This is a genomic window from Streptomyces sp. SID10853 (genome assembly GCF_010548145.1).
GTDB lineage: Bacteria > Actinomycetota > Actinomycetes > Streptomycetales > Streptomycetaceae > Streptomyces.
The window spans coordinates 1-22,177 of the sequence record NZ_JAAGLN010000109.1; the positions used below are offsets into that span (position 1 = coordinate 1).

Sequence of the window (22,177 nt, forward strand, 5' to 3'; positions counted from 1 at the left end):
GGCCGCGGGCCGCCGCCCAGGACGTGCTCGACCTCGCGAGCAACGACTATCTGGGGCTGAGCCGCCGGGCCGCGGTCACCGCGGCCGCGGCTGACGCGGCCCGCCGCTGGGGTGCGGGCGCCACCGGATCCCGGCTGGTCACCGGCTCCACCGAACTCCACGCCGAACTGGAGCGCGAGCTCGCGCGGTTCAGCGGTTTCGAGGCGGCGCTGGTCTTCTCCTCCGGGTACGCGGCCAACCTCGCTGTGCTCACCGCGCTGACCGGCCGCGACTCCCTGATCGTCTCGGACGCCGCCAACCACGCCTCGATCGTGGACGGTTGCCGGCTCTCCAGGGCGGCGACCGAAGTCGTCCCGCACAGCGATCCCGAGGCAGTCGGGAAGGCGCTGGACACGCATGGCGGAGGACGGGCCGTCGTGGTCACCGACTCGGTCTTCTCGGTCGACGGCGACGCGGCACCGCTGCCGGAACTGGCCGCCGTGTGCCGTCGCCACGGAGCGGCGCTGATCACCGACGACGCGCACGGCCTGGGCGTACTCGGCGACGGCGGACGCGGCGCCGTGCATGCGGCGGGACTCGCGGGCGCTTCCGACGTGGTCGCCACGGTCACCCTGTCGAAGTCCCTGGGCAGTCAGGGCGGTGCGGTGCTCGGCCCCGCCCGGGTCATCGGCCATCTGGTCAACGAGGCCCGCACCTTCATCTTCGACACCGGCCTGGCGCCCGCGGCGGCGGGCGCGGCTCTGGCGAGTCTGCGGCTGCTGCGGGACGACCCGCTGCTCGCCGGGCGTACCAGGACGGTGGCGCACACCCTGCACACCCGGCTGACCGCGGGCGGACTCAGCGCGGTACGCCCGCAGGCCGCCGTCGTCTCCGTCCTGGCGCCCTCGCCCGCACAGGCGGTGCGCTGGGCGGGCGACTGCCGCGAAGCCGGTCTGGTGGTCGGCTGCTTCCGCCCGCCGTCGGTACCGGACGGCATCTCGCGGCTGCGGCTCACCGCGCGCGCCGACCTGACGGACGAGCAGGTCGAGCGGGCGGTGGACACGGTGCTGCGGACCGCGCCCACCGGATGACACGTACCCGCTGCCGGTTACCCGGCCCTAGCTGGCACCCGCTTGGTGCACCGACTCCAGGAAGCTGGACCAGGCGGGCGCTCCGAAGAGCAGCGCCGGGCGGTGCACGCGCTTCGAGTCACGGACGGCCAGCAGACCGCCGTCCAGTAAAGCGGTCTCGACGCAGTTGTTCATTCCGGTGCTGTGGCTGCTGCGCCGCCACCGCGCGCTGTTCGGAGAAGTACCGAGGGAAGTACTGGAAGGGGCGTTCGCAGGGTGAGCGGACATGGTGCCTCCCTAACCGCCGTCACTGATCCCGGCGATGAGATCCAACGATTCCTGCTGGGGAAGGGCGTGCGCCTGGATCCTGCGGAACGCGGCGCTGTACGCCCTGAGGTCTTCTTTCCGTTCCAGATAACGGCTATGCATCAAGTGGTCGAGAACGACCACATCCAGATCAACAATGTTCGGAAAGGAGAAGATCGTGAAAGAGCCGGTGAGTCCACGGTGCCCGCCGGCGGTGAACGGTACGACCTGCAACCGCACATGAGGCAGCCGGGCGACCTCCCGTACATGCCGTAACTGCTCCGCCATCACCCCGCGCCCGCCCATCCGGCGGTGCAGAGCGGCCTCGTCGACGACCGCGCTCAGCTCCAGCGGCGGATCCGCCTCCAGCACCCGCTGCCGCGCCAGCCGTACGTCGACCAGCGAGTCCACGGTCCCCGCTGGAATCCCGTCGAGCGAGGCCCGGGTGACCGCTTGCGCGTAGCCGGGCGTCTGCAGCAGACCGGGCACCACCGACATCTCGAAGGTGTGCGCCGTGCACGCCTGCGACTCCAGCCTGATGAAGTCGCGGTACTGCGCGGGCAGCAGCCCCCGGTAGATGTGCCACCAGTCGGCGCTCTCGTCGGCCCCCGCACCGCACAGCGCGTCGAGCAGCTCGCGCTGCCGGGCGTCCCGCACCCCGTACGCGTCGAGCAGCAGGGCCAGATCAGCCGGCCGCACCCCGCTGCGCCCGGTCTCGATCCTGCTCACCTTCGACTGGTGCCAGCCCGCAAGCCGGGCCGCGGCCGCGCTGGTCAGGCCCGCCAGGACCCGCAGCCGGCGCAGCTCGGCGCCGAGTTTGACGCGGCGCACCGCCGGGCTGCTCCGCACCGCTCTCTCCCTCCGGTCGGCCGTTTCTGCAAACGTGCCAGTCCGGACGTCAAATACGGTCTCCCGTCGCAGAGTTCATCACTTTGAGCGACAGATATATGCACATCTTTGTGGATCGGCGGTACTGCGGTCACTATGAGTGTCACGCTCGCACGAAGCGCCACCTGAGGCCGTCTCGAAGCACAACCGTCACGAGACCTGCGCCGGCAGCGGTGGGAAAGGGACAGGCCGTCATGGCAGACCACCAGGAAGCATCCGTCACCCTGCCGAGCGAGCCGGCCTCGGTCCCGGCCGCCCGCACGTTCGTGGCCCGTGTGCTCACCGGATGGGGGCTGCCCTCCGACGCGGAGCTGGCGGACACCATCCGGCTGATCGTCTCGGAGCTGGCGACCAACGCGGTGCAGCACACCTTCGGCGCGTCCCCCACCTTCACGGTGCAGGCCGTCCTGGAGCGGGACGAGCGGCTGTGCGTCGGAGTCACGGACAGTCATCCGCGCTGGCCGCAGCGGCTGCCGGCGGCCGTGCAGCAGGACAACGGCCGCGGCATGGTCATCATCCGCTGGCTCGCGGCCGAGAACGGCGGCCGCCTGTCGGTCACCCCGACCCGGGACGGCGGCAAGACCGTCTGGATCGCTCTGCCCTGGACCGCCACGGTCCAGGGCTGACCGAACCTGCCTGCGCCCGCCCGCCCCGGCGTCAGTTCACCCGGCCGTACCAGACGCCGCGGTCCCAGATCTTCTCCAGCCTGACCACGGCGCCGGTCTTGGGGGAGTGCCAGATCTTGCCGTTCCCCGCGTAGATGCCGACGTGGTAGACGCTCCGGCCGTAGTGGAAGAAGACCAGGTCACCGGGGTGCCGACCGGAGGCCGCGATATGGCGCACCCCGTTGTACTGCGCCTGGGCGGTGCGGGGCAGCTTCTTGCCCGCCTTCTTGTACGAGTAGAGCGTCAGCCCCGAGCAGTCGAACCGCGACGGCCCTGTCGCCCCCCACTGATAGGGCGATCCCTTCTTGGAGGCCGCGATCTGTACGGCCCGGGCGGCGTGGGTGGCGGCCTGGGCCTCCACGGTCGTGCCCGGCGCCAGCGAAGTCCCCGCGACAGCTGCGAGGGTGAGGGCCGAGGCCGTTCCGGCCCGGGTGATCAGAGACGGGATATGAATCTGCGCAGTCATGCGCAACCCTTCGCAAACCGCCTGTGAAGGATGACCTGTCGGGTTCGGGCCGGCGAAGTTGCCCGGCCGCGGGGCAGGGTGACCGACTGATCAAGTCGGCCGTCCCGCCATGCGGCTTCACCCCGAGGAACGACGTCACTGTCGCTCCGGACTGCCTGGGTCCTCCACTCCTGCCGATCCACTCGTGTCGACCAGACATCCGGGTACGGCGGCAGGACTCGGCGTCCGCCCGGACCGCCCCGCCGTGGTGGCGGGGGCTTGTCGTCTCCCGGATCCTCACCCATGGCACGGCGGATTTCCGGCTGACCGCGCCGATTTGTGAGGGTCCGGGCCACTGGCCTGTTCGAGTGGACCCCAGGGGCGGAGGAGTCGGGAACGCCACGCGCGCAAGGCTCTCACCTGGGGCGCAGCGGTCATCCCGGGCGGACGAGCCGCCGCGAAGCGCAACTCGGCGCGGCTGCCGGACCGTCACCCGTCTACACCTTCCGGGGGACGCCCATCGGTGTACCGGCGACCGCCGAAAGGCGGATCCGGGGCCGGATCCCGCGCGGCGGGGCCGGCGCGGACGCCGTCACGGGTGCGGCGCGGCCCGGTCGGCTGCGGCAACTCGGCCCGTGACAACAGGTTTTCACCGGGCCCCGGTCAAAGCCCCTGCCTGTTGTCCGGGTTGAGCGGGGGAGGGGGATCCGCCAGTACCGCACCGCTCACCGGGACTCACCTCTCCGCATTTCGGGTTGGCAAAGAACGCCCATGCGCCCTGTTGTCAGGGACCGTTCACAGGAAAGGATCCCCGGTACGTACTGGAGAGCGCCGTACGAACGGCGCTTCGCACAGGGGGAGGTACCACGTGAGACGCACCGCAGTGCTCGGCTCGGCCGGCGCTCTGGCCGCGGCGACTCTCATAGCGGGCGCCATGGCGGCACCGTCGGCCACCGCCGACGGCCGCGGCCACGCGGTCACGGAGGCGCACGGTGCGGCCGTCGCCGCCACGCGGGCGGCGAAAGCGGGCATCGACTGGCGTGACTGCCCCGCGGACTGGGCGCTCGCGAAGCCCGTCCAGTGCGGCTGGGTGACCGTGCCCGTCGACTACGCGCACCCGGACGGCCGGACGATCGAACTCGCGGTGGACCGCGCGGTGAGCACCGGTACGAAGTCGGAGCGGCAGGGCTCGCTCGTCTACAACCCCGGCGGGCCCGGCGCTTCGGGCCTGCGCTTCCCCACCAGGACCACCACCAAGAGCGCTCTGTGGGTCAACACAGCCAAGGCGTACGACTTCGTGGGCTTCGACCCGCGCGGGGTGGGCCACTCGGCGCCGATCTCCTGTACCGACCCGCAGAAGTACGTCAGCGCCCCCAAGCCCGACCCGGTCCCGGACAGCACGGCCGACAAGCGGGTGCAGCGCGGACTCGCGGCGCAGTACGCGGCCGGCTGCGAGAAGCGCAGTGGCGCGCTGCTGCCGTATCTCACCACGCCGAACAGCGCGCGTGACCTCGACGTCATCAGGGCGGCGCTCGGTGAGAAGAAGCTGAACTACCTGGGTGTGTCCTACGGTACCTATCTCGGCGCGGTGTACGGGACGCTCTTCCCGGGGCATGTCCGCCGGATGATCGTGGACAGCGTGGTCGACCCGAAGCAGTCGAACATCTGGTACCAGGCCAACCTCAACCAGGACGTGGCCTTCCAGGGCCGCTGGCGCGACTGGCAGAACTGGGTGGCCGCGAACGACGCCGCCTTCCACATCGGGAAGACGGCGGACGCCGTCGAGCGGCAGTGGGTGAAGCTGCGGGCCGCGGCGAAGAAGCATCCGCTCGGCGGCGTCGTGGGCCCCGCCGAACTGCTCGGGTTCTTCCAGAACGCGCCGTACTACGACTCCTCCTGGGCGCCCGTAGCCAAGGCGTGGAGCCAGTACCTCGCCGGTGACCCGCAGCCGCTGATCGATGCGGCCGGACCCGATATGTCGGACACCGCGGGCAACATCGCCGCGGAGAACAGTACGGCCGTCTACACCGCGGTCGAGTGCGCCGACGCCAAGTGGCCGACGGACTGGCGGACCTGGGACCGGGACAACACCCGGCTCAACAAGGACAATCCGTTCCTCACCTGGTCCAATGCCTGGATGAACCTGCCGTGCGCCAGCTGGCCCGCGAAGCAGCGGACCCCGGTGAACGTCCGTACCGGCAAGGGGCTCCCGCCGGTGCTGATCGTGCAGTCGACCCGTGACGCGGCCACCCCCTTCCCGGGCGCCGTCGATCTGCACCAGCGCTTCAAGGGCTCACGCCTGATCGTCGAGAAGGACGCCGGATCGCACGGCGTGACCGGACTGGTCAACCCGTGCATCAACAGCAGGGTCGACAGCTACCTGCTCACCGGCAGCACCGGCCACCACGACGTGACCTGCGCCCCGCACGCCACCCCCGAGCCGTAACGGCCCACGCCGGGGAACCGCTTGGTCAGCGGTTCCCCAGCCAGGCGTCCTCCGCCGCGTAGTCGAAGAGATCGAGAGGCGGGACGTACCGCTTCGCCATCGCGGGAAAGGTGTCGCGCCAGTCACGGTCCCGGAGCCGGCCGGCGATCCACTCCACGGTCGCGGGCAGCGACTCGGCATACCCGGTCACCGGGCGGTAGCCCAGCTCCCGCTCGGCGGCCGACATGTCGTACACCACCGGGTGGTCGACACTCCACGGCGTACTGCCCACATCGGCGGTCCCCTCGATCAGCACCAACTCGCTCTGTACGCCCATGGCTTCGTCGACGGCCGTGCTGATCTCGGCGACCGTCGGCGCCTCGGGATCCCCGCCGTTCAGCACCCGCGCCCCCGGGTGCAGCGCCGCCAGCCGGATCAGCTCGGCCACGTTCGAGACATGCACCGGATGGAAGCGGCTCCGTCCGCCGTGCGCCAGAATCCGCACCGGCCGCCCGTCGAGCGCACGCTTGACGAAGTACAGCTCACGCGGGGCCCGGCTGTGCGGACCGTGGACGGCGCCGGCCCGCACCAGTGTCACGGGCAGCGCCCCGGAGGCCGCCAGCAGCTCCCGCTCCAGCGCCACCTTGCGGGTGCCGTAGGTCGCAGGGCCCGGTCCGACCGTGAGGTGACTCTCGGGGATCGGTACCGGAAAACGCGGAAAGCCGTCCGGCTCGTCCTGGGTGTCGAAACTGCGCCCGTCGGCGTCCGCGTACACCGCACCGCTGGAGATCACCACCGCCGAGCCGATCCGGTCCGCGAGGCCCACCAGCTGCCTGGCGTGGTCAGCTCCGTACGCGACCATGTCCACCAGTACGTCACAGCCGTCGCCCAGTGCCGCCGCCAGCGCGCCCTCACCGTCCCGGTCGACGCGCACCGTACGCACGCCGTCGGGCAGACCGGCGTCGCCGCCCGACCCGCGCGAAGCGGCCCGCACCTCCCATCCGTCCGCGACCAGCGCGCGCACCGCGGCGCGGCCGATCTGTCCGGTGGCCCCGAGTACGAAGACGCTTCCTCTGCTGCTCATGCCGTCGACGCTACGGGCGGCCCGCCGCCCGGGGCCAGACGGTTCTGCCCACAGCCGATCCGGCGTCAGCGCGGTTTCCTGGGGGCCTTCTTCGGCTGTGCGGCCTTCACGTCGGCGGCGTACGCGTCGACGTACTCCTGGCCCGAGAGCCCGAGGACCGCGTACATGATCTCGTCGGTGACGGCCCGCAGCGCCACCTTCTCGTTCTCCAGGCCCGCGTAGCGGCTGAAGTCCAGCGGTTTCCCGAAGCGGATCGTCACCCGTCTGATCTTCGGCATCCGCTGGCCCGGCGGCTGGATCTCGAAGGTGCCCACCATGGCGCACGGCACCACAGGCACCCGGCCCTGGACGGCCATCACGGCCACTCCGACCTTGCCCTTGTAGAGCCTGCCGTCGTGCGAGCGGGTGCCCTCCGGGTAGATCCCGAGCAGCTCGCCCCTGCCGAGCACGCCGAGCCCCTCGCGGACCGCCGCCCTGCCCGCCTCGCGGCCCGACCTGTCCACCGGGATCTGCCCGATACTGCGGAAGAAGGCGGCCGTCAGCCGCCCCTTGATGCCCGGCCCGGTGAAGTACTCCTGTTTCGCGAGGAAAGTGATGCGCCGGCTGAGGACGACCGGCATCAGGAAGTGGTCGGAGAAGGACAGATGGTTGCCCGCGACGATCGCGGCGCCCTCCTCCGGGATGTGTTCGAGCCCTTCGATCCTCGGCCGGAACAGCAGCCTCAGCAGCGGCCCCAGAACGGCGTATTTCAGGATGTAGTAGAATAATCGCGGTCCCGCCTCCCCGTCGCCCCCTGACGACGCACAGTAGCCGCCGCACCACCTGTCGCGGAACCCGTCCGCGCCCCCCGCGCACTCCTCGCCCTGGCGGAGGCCCTCGGCAAGGTCGCCGACAACCCGTCCGCCGCCCCCGCGCACTCCTCCGGGGGGCCGTCCGTGGGCCGGATCCGCGTCCTTACGGGTGACCTGGCGGCATGGTGGCTTGCCGCCGGGCCGGGTGGGCGGGTGCTCTGGCCTCCCACCCATGTGCCGAGTTCCAGGAGGCCCGGATGCGCCCCCGTACGATGTCCACCGCGGCGGCCCTGCTCGCCTTCGCCGCAGCCGCGCCCGCACAGGCGGCCGGAGCCCCCGCGCAAGGAGCCGGAGCGCCGCCCATCCGCCCGGCCGGACTCGTCCTCACCGTCGCGTCGCCCTCGCACCCCGACCGGAACCGCAGCGTGCTGCTGAGGTGCGCGCCCGAGCGGAGCGACGGCTCGCACCCGGACGCCACGGACGCCTGCCGGGCACTCGACCGGGCCGGCGGCAGCTTCGACCGCCTCGACGGCCGGCCCCGGGCCTGCACCCGGCAGTCCGATCCGGTCACGGTCACGGTCGCCGGAACCTGGGGCGGGCGCCCCACCCACTGGGACCGGACCTTCGCCAACGCCTGCTCGCTCGACGCGGCGACCGGCCCGGTCTTCCGCTTCTGACCGCCCGTTCCCTGACGGCCGCTTCCGGCCGCCGCGGCCCGGGCGGTCAGCCGCTGCCGCGCGAGGCGATCACGCCGACGGTCACCAGGCCCAGCAGCACCCAGCCGAACCACAGCCAGCCGCTGCTGCCGAGCACCGCCGAGTACCCCGTCACCGCGACCAGCGCTCCCACGGTGATGACACCCATCGTTTTCACAGAACCGGTCATGGGCCGCTCCTCCTCGGGGGGTGGAGGGCCATCGTCGCCCGGCGGGTGCCTTCTCCGCTACTGGCCGCGTGCCTGGAGTGACGCCAGGTAGGCGTTGTAGGCGGCCAGCTCCTTGTCGCCGTTGCGGTCCTCGGCCCGGTCGGAGCGCCGCGCCACCCGCTGCTCGGAGCTGTACCACTGGAAGACCAGGGCGATCAGCACGAGCACCGATGGGATCTCACTGAAGGCCCAGGCGATACCGCCGGCGGCCTCCTGGTCGGCGAGGGCGTCGATGCCGAGCGAGGCCGGCGGGTTCTTGTACACGTGCACCATCGGTTCCGTCGCCATCATCAGGGCGATGCCGAAGAAGGCGTGGAAGGGCATGCCCGCGAAGAGCTCCAGCATCCGCTGGACATAACCGGGCCTGTGCGGTCCCGGGTCGACGCCCATGATCGGCCAGAAGAAGACCAGACCCACGAAGAGGAAGTGCACCATCATCACGATGTGCCCGGTCATCGAACCCATCAGGAAGTCGAAGAGCGGGGTGAAGTACAGCCCGTAGAGGCTGGCGATGAACAGCGGGATGGTGAACGCCGGGTGCGTGATGATCCGCATGTAGCGGCTCTGGAGCAGCATCAGCAGCAGCTCCCGTGGCCCCTTGCGGTTCCCCCGGCCCGCTACCGGCAGCGCGCGCAGGGCCAGCGTCACCGGAGCGCCCAGCAGCAGCAGGATGGGGGAGAGCATGCTGATGATCATGTGCTGCACCATGTGCACGCTGAACATGACCATGCCGTAGTCGTTGAGCTTGGTGCACATCGTCAGACCGACGGTCAGCACACCGACGACGAAGAGCGCGATCCGGTGGACCGGCCAGCTGTCACCGCGCCTGCGCAGCCGCACCACGCCCCAGCCGTACAGGGCGAGCCCCACCAGACAGCCGATCAGGAAGAAGGGATCCGCGGAGAAACCCAGCCCCCGTCCCAGCGTGAACGGCGGCAGATCCATGGTCATGCCGCCCATGGGCATGCCGTGCCCGCTGTGGTCCATCCGCTCACTCCTGATTCGTGCCCGATGTCCGCACCAGCGTAGAACTGCCCCCGGCCGCAGCTGCGGCCGGGGGCAGTTCGTACTGTATCGGGCGAATGGGGAAGTTCAGAGGACGCACTCGGCTTCGGCGTACCGCTCCGGGGGCACGGTCTTCAGGGTCTCCACGGCCTGGGCGAGCGGCACCATGGTGATCTCCGTGCCGTGCAGCGCGGTCAGCATGCCGAACGCGCCGCGGTGCGCGGCCTCCACCGCGTGCCAGCCGAACCGGGTGGCCAGCACACGGTCGTACGCGGTGGGCGTGCCGCCGCGCTGCACATGACCGAGTATCACCGGACGGGCCTCCTTGCCGAGGCGCTCCTCCAGCTCGATGGAGAGCTGCCTGGCGACACCGGCGAACCGCTCATGGCCGTACATGTCCTTGGCGCCCACATCGAAGCTCATCGAGCCCTCGCGCGGCTTGGCGCCCTCGGCGACGACCACGATCGCGAACTTCTTGCCCGCCGAGAAACGCCGGCCGACCAGCTCGGTCAGCTCACCGATGTCGAAGGGCCGCTCCGGCACGACGATGGCGTGCGCGCCCGCTGCCATGCCCGAGTGCAGGGCGATCCACCCGGTGTGGCGGCCCATGACCTCGACGATCAGCACCCGCTGGTGCGATTCGGCGGTGGTCTTCAGCCGGTCGAGCGCATCGGTCGCGACCCCGACGGCCGTGTCGAAACCGAAGGTGACATCGGTCGACGCGATGTCGTTGTCGATGGTCTTCGGCACCCCCACGATCGGCAGCCCCGCCTCGGAGAGGAGATGCGCCGCCTTGAGCGTGCCCTCGCCGCCGATCGGGATGATCGCGTCGAGCCCCAGATCGGCGACATGGCCGCGGGCGCGCTCCACGCCGTCGCGCAGATGCGCCGGCTGGACCCGCGACGAGCCGAGGATCGTACCGCCGCGAGCCAGGATGCCGCCCACCGCGTCGAGGTCGAGCTTGCGGTAGTCGCACTCGAGCAGGCCCTTCCACCCGTCGTGGAAGCCGATGACCTCGTCGCCGTGGTCGACGACGGCGCGGTGCACGACCGAGCGGATGACGGCGTTCAGGCCGGGGCAGTCGCCGCCGGAGGTGAGGACACCAATTCGCATTGCCCGACTTACCTTTGCAACGTGGGCTTGTGACCGGACCACGTCGTCCGGGCTGGATCCCGTCACCCTACCGGCGGAGGGCGGCCTGGACGTAGCGGGCGTCCGCCTGCTGGACGCCGCTCAGATGTACGTATCGGGCCTCATGCGGGCTGTGTTGCCGCGGCGATCCGCTCGGTCCGCAGCGCCTCGTACCAGCGGTCGTCGGTCGGAGGCAGCGCGTTGACGTCCAGGGCCAGCTTGAGCAGCAGATCGGCGATCTGCGGGTTGCGGGCCAGCACCGGGCCGTGCATGTACGTACCGAAGACCGTGTCGTTGTACGCGCCCTCGGTGCCGTCGCCCGTCCCGTTGCCCCGGCCGAGCTGGACCCGGGCGAACGGGCGGGCGGTCGGCCCGAGGTGGGTGATGCCCTGGTGGTTCTCGAAGCCGGTCAGCGGCGGCAGGCCCAGCCGCTGGTCGATGTCGCCGTACACGTCGCCCACACAGCGGTCGCCCTCGCCGCGGGTCGAGATCACGTCGAGGAGCCCCAGACCCGGTTCGCGCTCGCCGAGGTCGTTGATGAACTCGTGGCCGAGGATCTGGTACCCGGCGCAGACCGAGAAGATGATCGCGCCGTTGGAGGCCGCCCTGCTGAGACCGCCGTCCCTGCGCAGCCGCTCGGAGGCCAGCCGCTGCGGGCGGTCCTCGCCGCCGCCGATCAGATAGATGTCACCGGAGGTCGGCACCGGCTGGTCGCTGCGCACGTCGATACGGGTCACGTCGAGGCCGCGCTGGCGGGCCCGGCGCTCCACCACCAGGGCGTTGCCCTGGTCGCCGTAGGTGCTCAGCAGGTCCGGGTAGACCCACACCAGGCGCAGGCTGTTGTCGCTCATCATCGTTTCCTCTGCGGTCAGTTGCCGACGCGGCGGCGCACGTCCTGGAACGCGGTGTAGTTGGCGATCAGTTCGATCCGGCCGGGCGGCGCGTACTGGACCGCCTCGTCCACGGTCTCGCAGACCTGGAACTGCAGACCGGCCACTTCGAGCCGTACCGCGAGGTCCAGCTTGCGGTCGCCGATGACGAAGATCGGGTGGCCCGCCAGCCGGGTGTAGTCGACGTCCCAGAGCCAGGAGGTGTCCGTGCCGTCGGCGCCGCGGGCGTTGACGGCGAGGATCACCGGCGTGGGCGGCGGGTCGATCAGCGAGAACGTCTCCAGCCAGCCCGCCGGGTTCTTGGCGAGCAGCAGCCGCACCTCGCGGTTGAGGAACGACACCACGTCGTAGCGCCCGGCGACCGCCTGGACCCCGTACATCCGCTCCAGGGCCACCTGCGGCGGCACGCCGAAGGTCGCGGCGACGGCGGCGGACGTGGTCGCGTTCGCCTTGTTCGCCCGGCCCGGCAGCTGGAGATGGATCGGCCAGGCCGACCCGTGCGGATCGAGGACGTAGTCGCCGGAGAGCGCCCAACTGGGCGCCGGACGGCGGAAACCGCAGTCCGCGCAGAACCACTCGTCGTTCGGCCACTGCAGCACACCGCCGCAGGACGGGCACGACCAGGCGTCGTCCTTCCACTCCTGGCCGGCCGCGACCCAGACCACGGTGGGGGAGGACGAAGCCGCCCACACGACCAGCGGGTCGTCGGCGTTGGCGATGACGACGGCCTTCGACCCGGCCAGTCCCTCGCGCCACCGCTCGGCCAGCATGCGGGTCTCGCCCGCCCGGTCGAGCTGGTCGCGGGAGAGGTTCAGCAGGGCGATCGCCTTGGGTGTCGTGTCGCGTGCGACCCCGGCCAGGTACTTCTCGTCGACCTCGATCACGCCGAAGCGCGCGTCGGAACCGCCGGCCAGCGCGGAGGTGATGCCCGCCGGCATGTTGGCGCCCAGGGCGTTCGACACGACCGGGCCCGCGGCCCGCAGCGCCTCGGCGATGAGCCGGGTCGTGGTCGTCTTGCCGTTGGTCGCCGAGACCAGGATCACGTCCAGATGCTGGGCGAGACGCCCGAGCAGGTCGGGGTCGAGCCGCAGCGCGACCTTCCCGCCGATCACCGATCCGCTGCCGCGCCCCGCGGCGCGCGATACCGCTGCCGCGGCCTTGCCTGCCGTCACGGCCAGCTTGGCCCGCGGCGACAGCGGCTCCGTGTTGCCGTCCATCGTCCTAGATCCTCCTTGCGTCGGCGCGGGGCTCAGCCTATCGAGATCCGGCCGTGCGCCCGACCTCGGCACCACCGGGGCGGCGCCGTTCCGGCGGGAACGTACGCTTGCCGCCATGCGAAACCGTCCGATCCCCGGCAGTTCCGGAGCCGTCCGCGCGATGAGTCCGTACGGCGATCCCGCGCTGCACGCGCCCTGCGAGGCCGTGGCGGACTTCGACGCGTCGCTCGCCCGGCTCGTCGAGGACATGTTCGCGACGATGTACGCGGCACGGGGTGTCGGCCTCGCGGCGAATCAGATCGGCGTCGCACTGCGGGTGTTCGTCTACGACTGCCCGGACGACGAGGACGTCCGCCATCTCGGCCATCTGGTCAACCCCCGCCTGGTGCGGGCGGACGGCGTCACCGTGCGCGGCGCCGAGGGCTGTCTCTCGCTGCCCGGAATCGAGGCCGGCACGCCGCGCTTCGACCACACGGTCGTGGAGGGCTTCACCGTGACCGGCGACCCGGTCACGGTGAGCGGCACCGGATTCTTCGCGCGCTGCCTCCAGCACGAGTGCGACCACCTCGACGGCCTGATGTACACGGACCGGCTGTCCGGCCGGCGCCGCGGGAAGGCGCTGCGGGCGGCCCGCAAGGCCGGACTGATCGCCTAGATCGTCCCGCCGTCCCGTGGTCTCTTCGTCCCGTCAGATTCGGTCGGGCGCCGTTGGATTCGGTTGGGTCCGTCCGGGTGGTTCAGAAGCCCGGTCCGCCCGCGCGGTCGGCGGCCATCGAGAGCCTGCCCCAGAGGAGATCGGCGAGGCTGCTGACCAACTGCGCCCGGGAGCACGGGCGTTCGCCCAGCCACCAGTCGCCCGCCGCGTGCATCATCCCGACGATGCCATGCCCCCAGACCCGTGCCAGCTGTTCGCTGTCCGGCCCGAGGTCGACGCGTTCGGCGATCACCTTGGCCAGTTCCTCGCCGAGCCTGCGCAGCAGCGGTGCCGAGTGCAGTCCCACGTCGAAGGTCTGCTCGGGCTGCTGGCCCTCGTCGGCCGGATGCATCAGGAAGCGGTAGACCTGTGGCCTGGCCTCGATCGCCGCGAGATAGGTGTCCAGCGTGGCCTCGACGCGCTCCCGGCGCCCGGCCGGAGCGTCCAGCGCGGCCCGCAGGGCGCTCAGCAGCGCGTCCGTGTGGCGCTTGGCGAGCGCACGGTAGAGGCCGCCCTTGTCGCCGAAGTGCCGGTAGAGGATGGGCTTGGTGATCCCCGCCTCTGCGGCGATGGCGTTCATGGACGCCTTCGGGCCGTCCCGCAGGACGACCCGGTCGGCGGCCTCCAGCAGTTCCCTGCGGCGGCTGTGCGCCGTGCGCTGCTGTGAGACCTGTGTGGCCTGTGTGGTCCCCATGGGTACCTCTTCCCCGCCCTGCGATCCTGGCTCTGTGAAGCGGACCCGTGCCGCGTCCGCCGATGGGTCCGGCCCCCGCTTCGATCCGGCCCCTGCCGGTCCGATCCGGCCCCCCGCCGAAACGTAACACCTGGCCGGGGGCCCGCGTCGGGAGCGACCTCGGAGGTTGACAGCTGCTACTTGCCAGTAACAGACTGCGGTTACCGCAAGTAACAAGCCGATGGAACGCAGTGCTGGAGGGGACATGGCCGAGTTCACGCTCGAACTCAACGATGACCAGAAGCAGGTCCGCGACTGGATCCACGGATTCGCCGCGGATGTCATCCGCCCGGCCGCCGCCGAGTGGGACGAGCGTGAGGAGACGCCCTGGCCGGTGATCCAGGAGGCGGCCAAGGTCGGCATCTACTCGCTCGACTTCTACGCCCAGCAGTTCTTCGACCCGACCGGTCTTGGCATCCCGATGGCCATGGAGGAGCTCTTCTGGGGCGACGCGGGCATCGCCCTGTCGATCGTCGGGACCGGCCTGGCCGCCGTCGGCGTCCTCGCCAACGGCACCGAGGAGCAGATCGGCACCTGGATCCCGCAGATGTACGGGGACGCCGACGACGTCAAGGTCGCGGCCTTCTGCTCGTCCGAGCCCGACGCGGGCTCCGACGTCGCGGCGATGCGCACCCGCGCGGTGTACGACGAGGCCAAGGACGAGTGGGTGCTCAACGGCACCAAGACCTGGGCGACCAACGGCGGCATCGCCAACGTCCATGTCGTGGTCGCCGTCGTCGACCCCGAGGCCGGCTCCAAGGGGCACGCCTCGTTCATCGTCCCGCCCGGGACGCCGGGCCTCTCGCAGGGCCAGAAGTTCAAGAAGCACGGCATCCGCGCCTCCCACACCGCCGAGGTCGTCCTGGAGGACGCCCGGATCCCCGGCCACTGCCTGCTCGGTGGCAAGGAGAAGCTGGACGAGCGGCTGGCCCGCGCCAGGGAGCGCGCGAAGCAGGGCGGCGGCGAGCGCGTGAAGAACGCGGCGATGGCCACCTTCGAGGCATCCCGGCCCGCGGTCGGCGCCATGGCGGTGGGCACCGCACGCGCCGCGTACGAGGTCGCGCTGGACTACGCGCAGACCCGCAGCCAGTTCGGCCGCCCGATCATCGACAACCAGGGCGTCGCCTTCCAGCTCGCCGACATGCGGACACAGATCGACGCGGCCCGGCTGCTCGTCTGGCGCGCCTCCTGGATGGCGGCCGCCAACAAGCCGTTCACCGCGGCCGAGGGCTCCATGTCGAAGCTGTACGCGAGCGAGACGGCCAAGAAGGTCACCGCCCAGGCCATCCAGATCCTCGGGGGCAACGGCTACACCCGTGAGTACCCGGTCGAGCGGATGCACCGCGACGCCGCGATCTACACCATCTTCGAGGGCACCAGCGAGATCCAGCGCCTGGTGATCGCCCGGACCCTGTCGGGCATGCCGATCCGCTGATCCGGCCCCCAGCAGCGCAACAGGCCCGCGGAGGGCGTACCCCCGCGGGCCTGTTGCGCTGTCCGGCACCGGCACCGGTGTTGTACCGAGCCGGGACCGGGTGAGGTGTCAGGCCGGGAGCTGCGCCTCGATGGCCGCCACGACCTCGGGCGCCTCCGGCTCGGTACGCGGACGGATCCGGGAGACGACCTCGCCGGCCGGGGAGATCAGGAACTTCTCGAAGTTCCACTGGACGTCCCCGGCCTCACCCGCGTCGTCCGCCACCTGGGTGAGCTCCGCGTACAGCGGATGCCGCCCGGCGCCGTTGACGTCGGTCTTCTCCAGCATCGGGAACGTCACACCGTAGGTGGCCGAGCAGAAGGTCTGAATCTCATCGGCGCTGCCCGGCTCCTGGCCGGCGAACTGGTTGCAGGGCACGCCGATGACGGCGAAGCCGCGCTCCCCGTACTGCTGCTGAAGCTTTTCGAGACCGGCGTACTGCGGGGTGAGACCGCACTTGGACGCCACGTTCACCAGCAGCACCGCCTTGCCCCGGTAGTCGGCCAGGGATGTGGCGTCGCCGGTCAGGGTGCGCAGCGGGATGTCGTACAGGCTCATGGTCAGCTCCTGTCGTAGGTCAGTGGTACGTACTGTTCCAGAGACCCGCGGACATCCGGCCGACACCCCCCGCGCCCCGCTGCCGCCCGCCGGCTCAGGCCGGTCCGCCCTGCTTACGGGCCCGGCGCCGTGCGATCAGCAGCGCGCCGGCCAGAGCGACGATGGCCACCGCGCCGGCGGAGACGAACGCCGTCCACCCGGACACCGTGATGCGCGAGGTCTGCGAAGCCGCCACCGGAGGTGTGTGCACGGCGGGCGCCGGGGTGGCCGCCGGGGCCGAGGGGAGCGCCGGGCGGACACCCGGCAGCACGCTCACCGGCGTTGCCTTGGGCGAGGTCGAGAACCCCCAGTCCAGCAGGGACCGCGTCTCGGTGTAGGCGTCGTTCGGCTGCCCCGACTGCGGGTTCATGACGGTCACCAGGAGGGTGCGTCCGTTCCGCTGGGCCGCGGTCACCAGGGTGTTGCCCGCTTCGGTCGTGTATCCGTTCTTCACCCCGAGCAGGCCCGGGTACTGCGCGACACCGTGCGATCCCACCAGCAGCCTGTTGGTGTTCTGGATGCCGAACGCGTCGGGGCCGCCCGAGGCGGGGAACTCCGCCGTCCTGGTCGACGCGAACTTCCTGAACTCCGCATCGGCCAGGCCCGCACGGGCGAACAGGGACAGGTCGTACGCCGATGAGTGCTGCCCCGGGGTGTCGTATCCGTCGGCGGACTTGACGACCGTGTCGTGCGCCCCGAGCCGGCGGGCGGCTGCCTGCATGTCCTTGACGGTCGCCGGTACACCGCCGTTCATCATCGCCAGGGTGTGCACCGCGTCATTGCCCGACGCCAGGAACACCCCGCGCCACAGATCGGCGACCGTGTACCGGGTGCCTTCCTTCATCCCGACCAGGCTGCTGCCCGGCTGCAGCCCGGTGAGGTCGGTCAGCGCCGCCCTGTGCACCTCCTGCGGCGGGAACTTCGGCAGCACGGTCAGCGCGAAAAGCGTCTTGAGCGTGCTGGCCGGCGGCAGCGGACGGTGTGCGTCCCTGGCGGCCAGCACCCGGCCGGTCCCTACATCGGTGACCATCCACGACAGGGCGGTCGCCGCGGGGGGCTTGGGGGCTCCCGCGGCGACCTGGACGCCGGAGCGGTACAGCGCGGACTGCCCGTTGTCGGCAGCCGGTTGGGGCCCCGGCCGGCTGTCGGCCCGGGCCACCGGTGAGAGAGAGGCGAGTACCAGTGCGGGCAGGGAAACCGCCACGGCCGCACGGATCCTGACAGAACACCACATCGCTTGTGACATGATCACACGGTATGAGAAATCGGACAGGGTCGCTCCGTGGCTTAGCCCGACTGCCGGACCCGTCCGGTCCCGCGGCCCCGGCCGCCCGGGATCACGCCCCGAGCCTGCGGAACAGCCCCTCCTGGACGACCGAGACCAGCAGATTCCCCGCGCGGTCGAAGATCTGGCCGCGGGCCAGCCCCCGCCCGCCCGTCGCGATGGGCGACTCCTGGTCGTAGAGGAACCACTCGTCCGTACGGAACGGGCGGTGGAACCACATGGCGTGGTCGAGCGACGCCATGTCGAATCCGCGCGGCCCCCACAGCGGCTCGACCGGGATACGGACCGCGTCCAGCAGCGTCATGTCGCTGGCGTAGGTGAGCGCACAGGTGTGGATCAGCTGGTCGTCGCCGAGCGGCCCGACCGCGCGCATCCACACCGCGCTGTGCGGATCGGCGCCCTTGATCTCGTCGGGGGTCCAGCGCAGCCGGTCCACGTAGCGGATCTCGAAGGGCTGCCTGCGGGCCATCCGCTCCAGCGCCTCGGGCAGCCTGCCCAGATGCTCACGGATCTCGTCGGAGACCGTGGGCAGCGACTCCGGGTCCGGGATGTCACGCGCCGGCCGCACCTGGTGCTCGAAGCTGCCCTCCTCCGGCCGGTGGAAGGACGCCGTCAGATTGAAGATGGTGCGGCCCTGCTGGACCGCGGTCACCCGCCGGGTGGTGAAGGACCGGCCGTCCCTGACCCGCTCCACCTGGTAGACGATCGGCACCCCCGGCCTGCCCGGGCGCAGGAAGTAGGCGTGCAGCGAGTGCACCGGCCGCTCCCCGTCGGTGGTACGGCCCGCCGCCACCAGGGCCTGTCCGGCGACCTGCCCGCCGAAGACCCGCTGCAGGGACTCGTGCGGGCTGCGGCCGCGGAAGATGTCGACCTCGATCTGCTCCAGGTCCAGCAGGTCGATCAGCTTCTCGGTGGGGTTGGTCATACGGTGTCCTCCCAGGTCACAGCGGCATGCGGGCTCTCAGCGTGCCAGGTCGCAGCGGCGTGCCAGATCACGGTGGCCGTCCGGCTCACAGCTGACCGACGGCGGTGACGCGGACGACCGCGCGGCCCTCCTCGTCGGAGGCCGCGAGATCCACCTCCGCGCTGATGCCCCAGTCGTGGTCGCCGTTCGGGTCGGCGAAGATCTGCCGCACACGCCACAGCCCGTGCGAGGTGTTCTCCTCGTCCGCCTCGATGATCAGCAGCTTGGGCCCGCGCGCGTCCGGGCCCGTGCCCAGGTCGTCGTACTCGTCCCAGTAGGCGTCCATCGCCTCGCCCCAGGCGTCCTCGTCCCAACCCGCGTCGCCGTCCAGCTCGCCGAGCGCGGCCACATTGTCCAGCGCCGCCAGCTCCACCCGGCGGAACATGGCGTTGCGCACGAGCACCCGGAAGGCCCGCGAGTTGGCGGTGACCGGCTTGACCTGGTCGGCCCGCTCGGCCGCCTGCTCCGCGGTCTCCACCTCGGGGTTGGCCAGCTGCTCCCACTCGTCGAGCAGGCTGGAGTCCACCTGGCGGACCAGCTCGCCCAGCCAGGCGATGAGGTCCTGGAGGTCCTCGGACTTCAGGTCGTCAGGGATGGTGTGGTCGAGCGCCTTGTACGCGCCCGCGAGGTAGCGCAGCACGATGCCCTCGGTCCTGGCGAGCTCGTAGTGCGAGGTGAACTCGGTGAACGTCATGGCCCGTTCGTACATGTCGCGGATGACCGACTTCGGCGACACCGGGTGGTCACCGACCCACGGGTGGCTCGTGCGGTAGACGTTGTACGCGTGCACCAGCAGCTCTTCGAGCGGCTTGGGGTACGTGACCTCCTGGAGCCGCTCCATGCGCTCCTCGTACTCCATCCCGTCGGCCTTCATCTGCCCGATCGCCTCACCGCGCGCCTTGTTCTGCTGGGCGGCGAGGATCTGCCGGGGGTCGTCCAGCGTCGACTCGACCACCGAGACCATGTCCAGGGCGTACGACGGGGACTCGGCGTCCAGCAGGTCGAACGCGGCGAGCGCGAACGTCGACAGCGGCTGGTTGAGCGCGAAGTCCTGCTGAAGGTCGACGGTGAGCCGGATGATGCGGCCCTCGGCGTCCGGCGTGTCCAGCTGCTCCACCACCCCGCCGTCGAGCAGCGAGCGGTAGATCGCGATGGCGCGGCGGATGTGCCGCAGCTGTGCCTTGCGCGGCTCGTGGTTGTCCTCCAGGAGGTGGCGCATCGCCTTGAAGGCGTTGCCCGGCCGGGCGATCACCGAGAGCAGCATGGTGTGGCTGACCCGGAACCGCGAGGTCAGCGGCTCGGGGTCGGCCGCGATCAGCTTCTCGAAGGTGGTGTCGCTCCAGGCGATGAAGCCCTCCGGTGCCTTCTTGCGGACCACCTTGCGGCGCTTCTTCGGGTCGTCGCCCGCCTTGGCGAGCGCCTTCTCGTTCTCGACGACGTGCTCGGGGGCCTGTGCCACGACGAAGCCCGCCGTGTCGAACCCGGCCCGGCCCGCGCGGCCCGCGATCTGGTGGAACTCCCGGGCGCGGAGGGTGCGGACCCGGGTCCCGTCGTACTTCGTCAGCGCCGTGAACAGCACGGTGCGGATCGGCACGTTGACACCGACGCCCAGAGTGTCCGTACCGCAGATGACCTTCAACAGGCCCGCCTGCGCCAGCTTCTCGACCAGCCTGCGGTACTTGGGGAGCATGCCCGCGTGGTGCACGCCGATGCCGTGGCGCACATAACGCGACAGGTTCTGCCCGAACTTGGTGGTGAAGCGGAAGTTGCCGATGAGATCCGCGATCCGGTCCTTCTCCTCCCGGCTGCACATGTTGATGCTCATCAGCGACTGCGCGCGCTCGACCGCCGCGGCCTGGGTGAAGTGCACGATGTAGACGGGCGCCTGCTTGGTGTCGAGCAGCTCGGTGAGCGTCTCGGTGATCGGGGTCCGCCGGTACTCGTACGACAGCGGGACCGGGCGGCTCGCCGAGCGGACCACCGAGGTCGGCAGGCCGGTGCGCCGGGTCAGGTCCTCCTCGAACCGGGAGACGTCACCGAGGGTGGCGGACATCAGGATGAACTGCGCCTGCGGCAGCTCCAGGATCGGGATCTGCCAGGCCCAGCCCCGCTCGGGCTCCGCGTAGAAGTGGAACTCGTCCATGACGACCTGGCCGATGTCGGCGTACTTGCCGTCGCGCAGCGCGATCGAGGCCAGCACCTCGGCGGTGCAGCAGATGACCGGGGCGTCCGCGTTCACCGACGCGTCGCCGGTGAGCATCCCGACGTTCTCGGTGCCGAAGAGCTTGCACAGGTCGAAGAACTTCTCCGAGACCAGGGCCTTGATCGGCGCGGTGTAGAAGGTGACCTTGTCGTGGGCCAGCGCGGTGAAGTGCGCACCGGCCGCCACCAGGCTCTTCCCGGATCCGGTGGGGGTGGAGAGGATGACGTTGGCCCCGGACACCACCTCGATCAGTGCCTCCTCCTGAGCCGGATAGAGCGTGATGCCCTGACCCTCCGCCCACGACGAGAAAGCCTCGAAGAGAGCGTCGGGATCGGCGGTCGTGGGGAGCTGATCGATAAGGGTCACGCCTCCATCTTGCCTGCCTTCCCCTCTCAAGGGGGAACCGGCTGCCCGAGTGAAGATCACGAGCGATACGCTTCCCTCTCGGACGGCCCTCAACTGGGCTTCGGTGCAACGGAAAACGGGGCGGAACGAACCATGATGGGACCGGCACACTCGCTGTCAGGAGCAGCAGCCTGGCTGGGGGTGGGGGCGGCGGCGACCGCGTACGGACATCCGATGCCGTGGCCGGTCCTCGTCGTCGGAGCACTGATCAGCGCCGGGGCGGCGCTGGCCCCCGACCTCGATCACAAGGCCGCGACGATATCCAACGCGTTCGGCCCGCTGTCGCACGGGCTGTGTGCGCTCGTGGACGCCCTGGCGGCCCTCGTGTACAAGGCGACGAGGGGCAAGGGCGACCCCCGCAAGGGCGGCGGCCACCGCACCCTCACACACACCGGGGTGTGGGCGGTCCTGCTCGGCGTCGGAGCCTCCGCCCTGGCGATCTACGGCGGTCGCTGGGCGGTCCTCGGCATTCTCTTCGTCCATATGGTGCTCGCCATCGAGGGGCTGCTCTGGCGGGCCTCACGGCCGTCCAGCAGCACCGTGCTGGTGTGGCTGCTGGGCGCCGCGGGTGCGTGGATCCTGGCCCAGATCCTGGCGGAGCCCGGGAACGGCTCGGACTGGCTCTTCACCGACCCCGGCCAGAACTACATGTGGCTGGGCCTGCCGATCGTCCTGGGTGCCCTGATCCATGACATCGGCGATGCCATCACGGTCTCGGGCTGCCCGATCTTCTGGCCGATCCCGCTCGGCCGCAAGCACTGGCGCCATGTGGGCCCGCCCAAGTTCATGCGGTTCCGGGCGGGCAGCTGGGTGGAGCTCAAGGTGCTGATGCCGGTGTTCATGCTGGCGGGCGGCGTCAGCTGCGTGTTCGCGCTGGGCATCATCTGAGACTGGGCCGTGTGCCGTGTGCCGTGTGCCGTGTGCCGTGTGCCGTGTGCCGTGTGCCGTGGCGCCGGGGCCCAGGCCGGCCGCCGGCGTGGGCCGGTGGCCCGGGGCCAGGCC

General features: G+C 70.9%; 22 protein-coding genes and 1 riboswitch. Of the genes, 7 read left to right on the plus strand and 15 right to left on the minus strand.

From position 1 onward, the window contains the following. A partial coding sequence (locus G3I19_RS20540; RefSeq protein ID WP_164265128.1) for an 8-amino-7-oxononanoate synthase occupies positions 1–1,070 on the plus strand: 1,070 nt, incomplete at its 5' end. A gap of 27 nt (positions 1,071–1,097) precedes the next feature. Here G3I19_RS20540 and G3I19_RS20545 read toward each other — a convergent pair. Then, positions 1,098–1,337 carry a DUF397 domain-containing protein gene (locus G3I19_RS20545; RefSeq protein WP_164265129.1) on the minus strand — a complete coding sequence of 80 codons (240 nt, stop codon included), beginning with the start codon at positions 1,335–1,337 and terminating at the stop codon, positions 1,098–1,100. A 9-nt stretch (positions 1,338–1,346) separates the two neighbouring features. Continuing rightward, the gene (locus G3I19_RS20550; RefSeq protein WP_164265130.1) at positions 1,347–2,204 is read right to left on the minus strand and encodes a helix-turn-helix transcriptional regulator; all 858 of its coding nucleotides are present in this window, start codon (positions 2,202–2,204) and stop codon (positions 1,347–1,349) included. Between the two features lie 233 nt (positions 2,205–2,437). Here G3I19_RS20550 and G3I19_RS20555 point away from each other — a divergent pair, with 233 nt between their 5' ends. Beyond that, positions 2,438–2,869 (plus strand): ATP-binding protein, encoded by a 432-nt coding sequence (locus tag G3I19_RS20555; RefSeq protein ID WP_164265131.1) that lies wholly within the window; start codon positions 2,438–2,440, stop codon positions 2,867–2,869. 31 nt (positions 2,870–2,900) lie between these two features. On the opposite strand, the gene G3I19_RS20560 is transcribed toward G3I19_RS20555, so the two are convergent. Beyond that, complete coding sequence (locus G3I19_RS20560) at positions 2,901–3,374, minus strand: C40 family peptidase (RefSeq protein WP_164265132.1); 474 nt, start codon at positions 3,372–3,374, stop codon at positions 2,901–2,903. 3 nt (positions 3,375–3,377) lie between these two features. Next, a riboswitch (cyclic di-AMP (ydaO/yuaA leader) is annotated at positions 3,378–3,595 on the minus strand. A 692-nt stretch (positions 3,596–4,287) separates the two neighbouring features. On the opposite strand from G3I19_RS20560, the gene G3I19_RS20565 reads away from it, so the two are divergent. Further along, entirely contained in the window at positions 4,288–5,799 is a 1,512-nt protein-coding gene (locus G3I19_RS20565; protein WP_164265147.1) for an alpha/beta hydrolase, read from the plus strand. 25 nt (positions 5,800–5,824) lie between these two features. Here the strand turns inward: G3I19_RS20565 and G3I19_RS20570 are convergent, their stop codons facing one another. Continuing rightward, positions 5,825–6,862 (minus strand): NAD-dependent epimerase/dehydratase family protein, encoded by a 1,038-nt coding sequence (locus G3I19_RS20570; RefSeq protein WP_164265133.1) that lies wholly within the window; start codon positions 6,860–6,862, stop codon positions 5,825–5,827. Between the two features lie 65 nt (positions 6,863–6,927). After that, positions 6,928–7,617 carry a lysophospholipid acyltransferase family protein gene (locus G3I19_RS20575; RefSeq protein ID WP_164265148.1) on the minus strand — a complete coding sequence of 230 codons (690 nt, stop codon included), beginning with the start codon at positions 7,615–7,617 and terminating at the stop codon, positions 6,928–6,930. A gap of 293 nt (positions 7,618–7,910) precedes the next feature. On the opposite strand from G3I19_RS20575, the gene G3I19_RS20580 reads away from it, so the two are divergent. Continuing rightward, on the plus strand, positions 7,911–8,330 hold the full coding sequence (locus G3I19_RS20580) for an SSI family serine proteinase inhibitor (RefSeq protein WP_164265134.1): 420 nt from the start codon (positions 7,911–7,913) through the stop codon (positions 8,328–8,330). 46 nt (positions 8,331–8,376) lie between these two features. Here the strand turns inward: G3I19_RS20580 and G3I19_RS36925 are convergent, their stop codons facing one another. The 5 genes from G3I19_RS36925 to G3I19_RS20600 all read right to left on the minus strand — a co-directional run bounded on the left by G3I19_RS36925 (position 8,377) and on the right by G3I19_RS20600 (position 12,820). After that, positions 8,377–8,538 (minus strand): hypothetical protein, encoded by a 162-nt coding sequence (locus tag G3I19_RS36925; protein WP_203599811.1) that lies wholly within the window; start codon positions 8,536–8,538, stop codon positions 8,377–8,379. Positions 8,539–8,595: 57 nt separating this feature from the next. After that, complete coding sequence (locus G3I19_RS20585) at positions 8,596–9,564, minus strand: cytochrome c oxidase assembly protein (RefSeq protein ID WP_164265135.1); 969 nt, start codon at positions 9,562–9,564, stop codon at positions 8,596–8,598. A 105-nt stretch (positions 9,565–9,669) separates the two neighbouring features. After that, positions 9,670–10,695 carry a 6-phosphofructokinase gene (locus tag G3I19_RS20590; RefSeq protein WP_164265136.1) on the minus strand — a complete coding sequence of 342 codons (1,026 nt, stop codon included), beginning with the start codon at positions 10,693–10,695 and terminating at the stop codon, positions 9,670–9,672. Positions 10,696–10,835: 140 nt separating this feature from the next. Next, positions 10,836–11,564, minus strand: a complete 729-nt coding sequence (locus tag G3I19_RS20595; RefSeq protein WP_164265137.1) for a glutamine amidotransferase — start codon at positions 11,562–11,564, stop codon at positions 10,836–10,838. Positions 11,565–11,581: 17 nt separating this feature from the next. Then, positions 11,582–12,820 (minus strand): MurT ligase domain-containing protein, encoded by a 1,239-nt coding sequence (locus tag G3I19_RS20600; RefSeq protein ID WP_164265138.1) that lies wholly within the window; start codon positions 12,818–12,820, stop codon positions 11,582–11,584. A gap of 115 nt (positions 12,821–12,935) precedes the next feature. Here G3I19_RS20600 and def point away from each other — a divergent pair, with 115 nt between their 5' ends. Further along, a complete protein-coding gene (def, locus tag G3I19_RS20605) occupies positions 12,936–13,475 on the plus strand; it encodes a peptide deformylase (RefSeq protein WP_164265139.1) in 540 nt (179 codons plus the stop codon). Positions 13,476–13,557: 82 nt separating this feature from the next. Here def and G3I19_RS20610 read toward each other — a convergent pair whose 3' ends face one another. Further along, positions 13,558–14,208 (minus strand): TetR family transcriptional regulator, encoded by a 651-nt coding sequence (locus G3I19_RS20610; protein WP_164265140.1) that lies wholly within the window; start codon positions 14,206–14,208, stop codon positions 13,558–13,560. Between the two features lie 244 nt (positions 14,209–14,452). Here G3I19_RS20610 and G3I19_RS20615 point away from each other — a divergent pair, with 244 nt between their 5' ends. Beyond that, positions 14,453–15,682 carry an acyl-CoA dehydrogenase family protein gene (locus tag G3I19_RS20615; RefSeq protein ID WP_164265141.1) on the plus strand — a complete coding sequence of 410 codons (1,230 nt, stop codon included), beginning with the start codon at positions 14,453–14,455 and terminating at the stop codon, positions 15,680–15,682. 108 nt (positions 15,683–15,790) lie between these two features. On the opposite strand, the gene G3I19_RS20620 is transcribed toward G3I19_RS20615, so the two are convergent. The 4 genes from G3I19_RS20620 to G3I19_RS20635 all read right to left on the minus strand — a co-directional run bounded on the left by G3I19_RS20620 (position 15,791) and on the right by G3I19_RS20635 (position 21,196). Next, on the minus strand, positions 15,791–16,279 hold the full coding sequence (locus G3I19_RS20620; protein ID WP_164265142.1) for a glutathione peroxidase: 489 nt from the start codon (positions 16,277–16,279) through the stop codon (positions 15,791–15,793). A gap of 94 nt (positions 16,280–16,373) precedes the next feature. Further along, entirely contained in the window at positions 16,374–17,522 is a 1,149-nt protein-coding gene (locus G3I19_RS20625; RefSeq protein WP_343235153.1) for a serine hydrolase, read from the minus strand. 133 nt (positions 17,523–17,655) lie between these two features. Next, positions 17,656–18,528 carry an acyl-CoA thioesterase II gene (locus G3I19_RS20630; RefSeq protein WP_164265144.1) on the minus strand — a complete coding sequence of 291 codons (873 nt, stop codon included), beginning with the start codon at positions 18,526–18,528 and terminating at the stop codon, positions 17,656–17,658. An 85-nt stretch (positions 18,529–18,613) separates the two neighbouring features. Further along, positions 18,614–21,196 (minus strand): DUF3516 domain-containing protein, encoded by a 2,583-nt coding sequence (locus G3I19_RS20635; RefSeq protein WP_343235154.1) that lies wholly within the window; start codon positions 21,194–21,196, stop codon positions 18,614–18,616. A gap of 72 nt (positions 21,197–21,268) precedes the next feature. On the opposite strand from G3I19_RS20635, the gene G3I19_RS20640 reads away from it, so the two are divergent. Beyond that, complete coding sequence (locus G3I19_RS20640) at positions 21,269–22,063, plus strand: metal-dependent hydrolase (RefSeq protein WP_164265146.1); 795 nt, start codon at positions 21,269–21,271, stop codon at positions 22,061–22,063. Positions 22,064–22,177 lie beyond the last annotated feature (114 nt).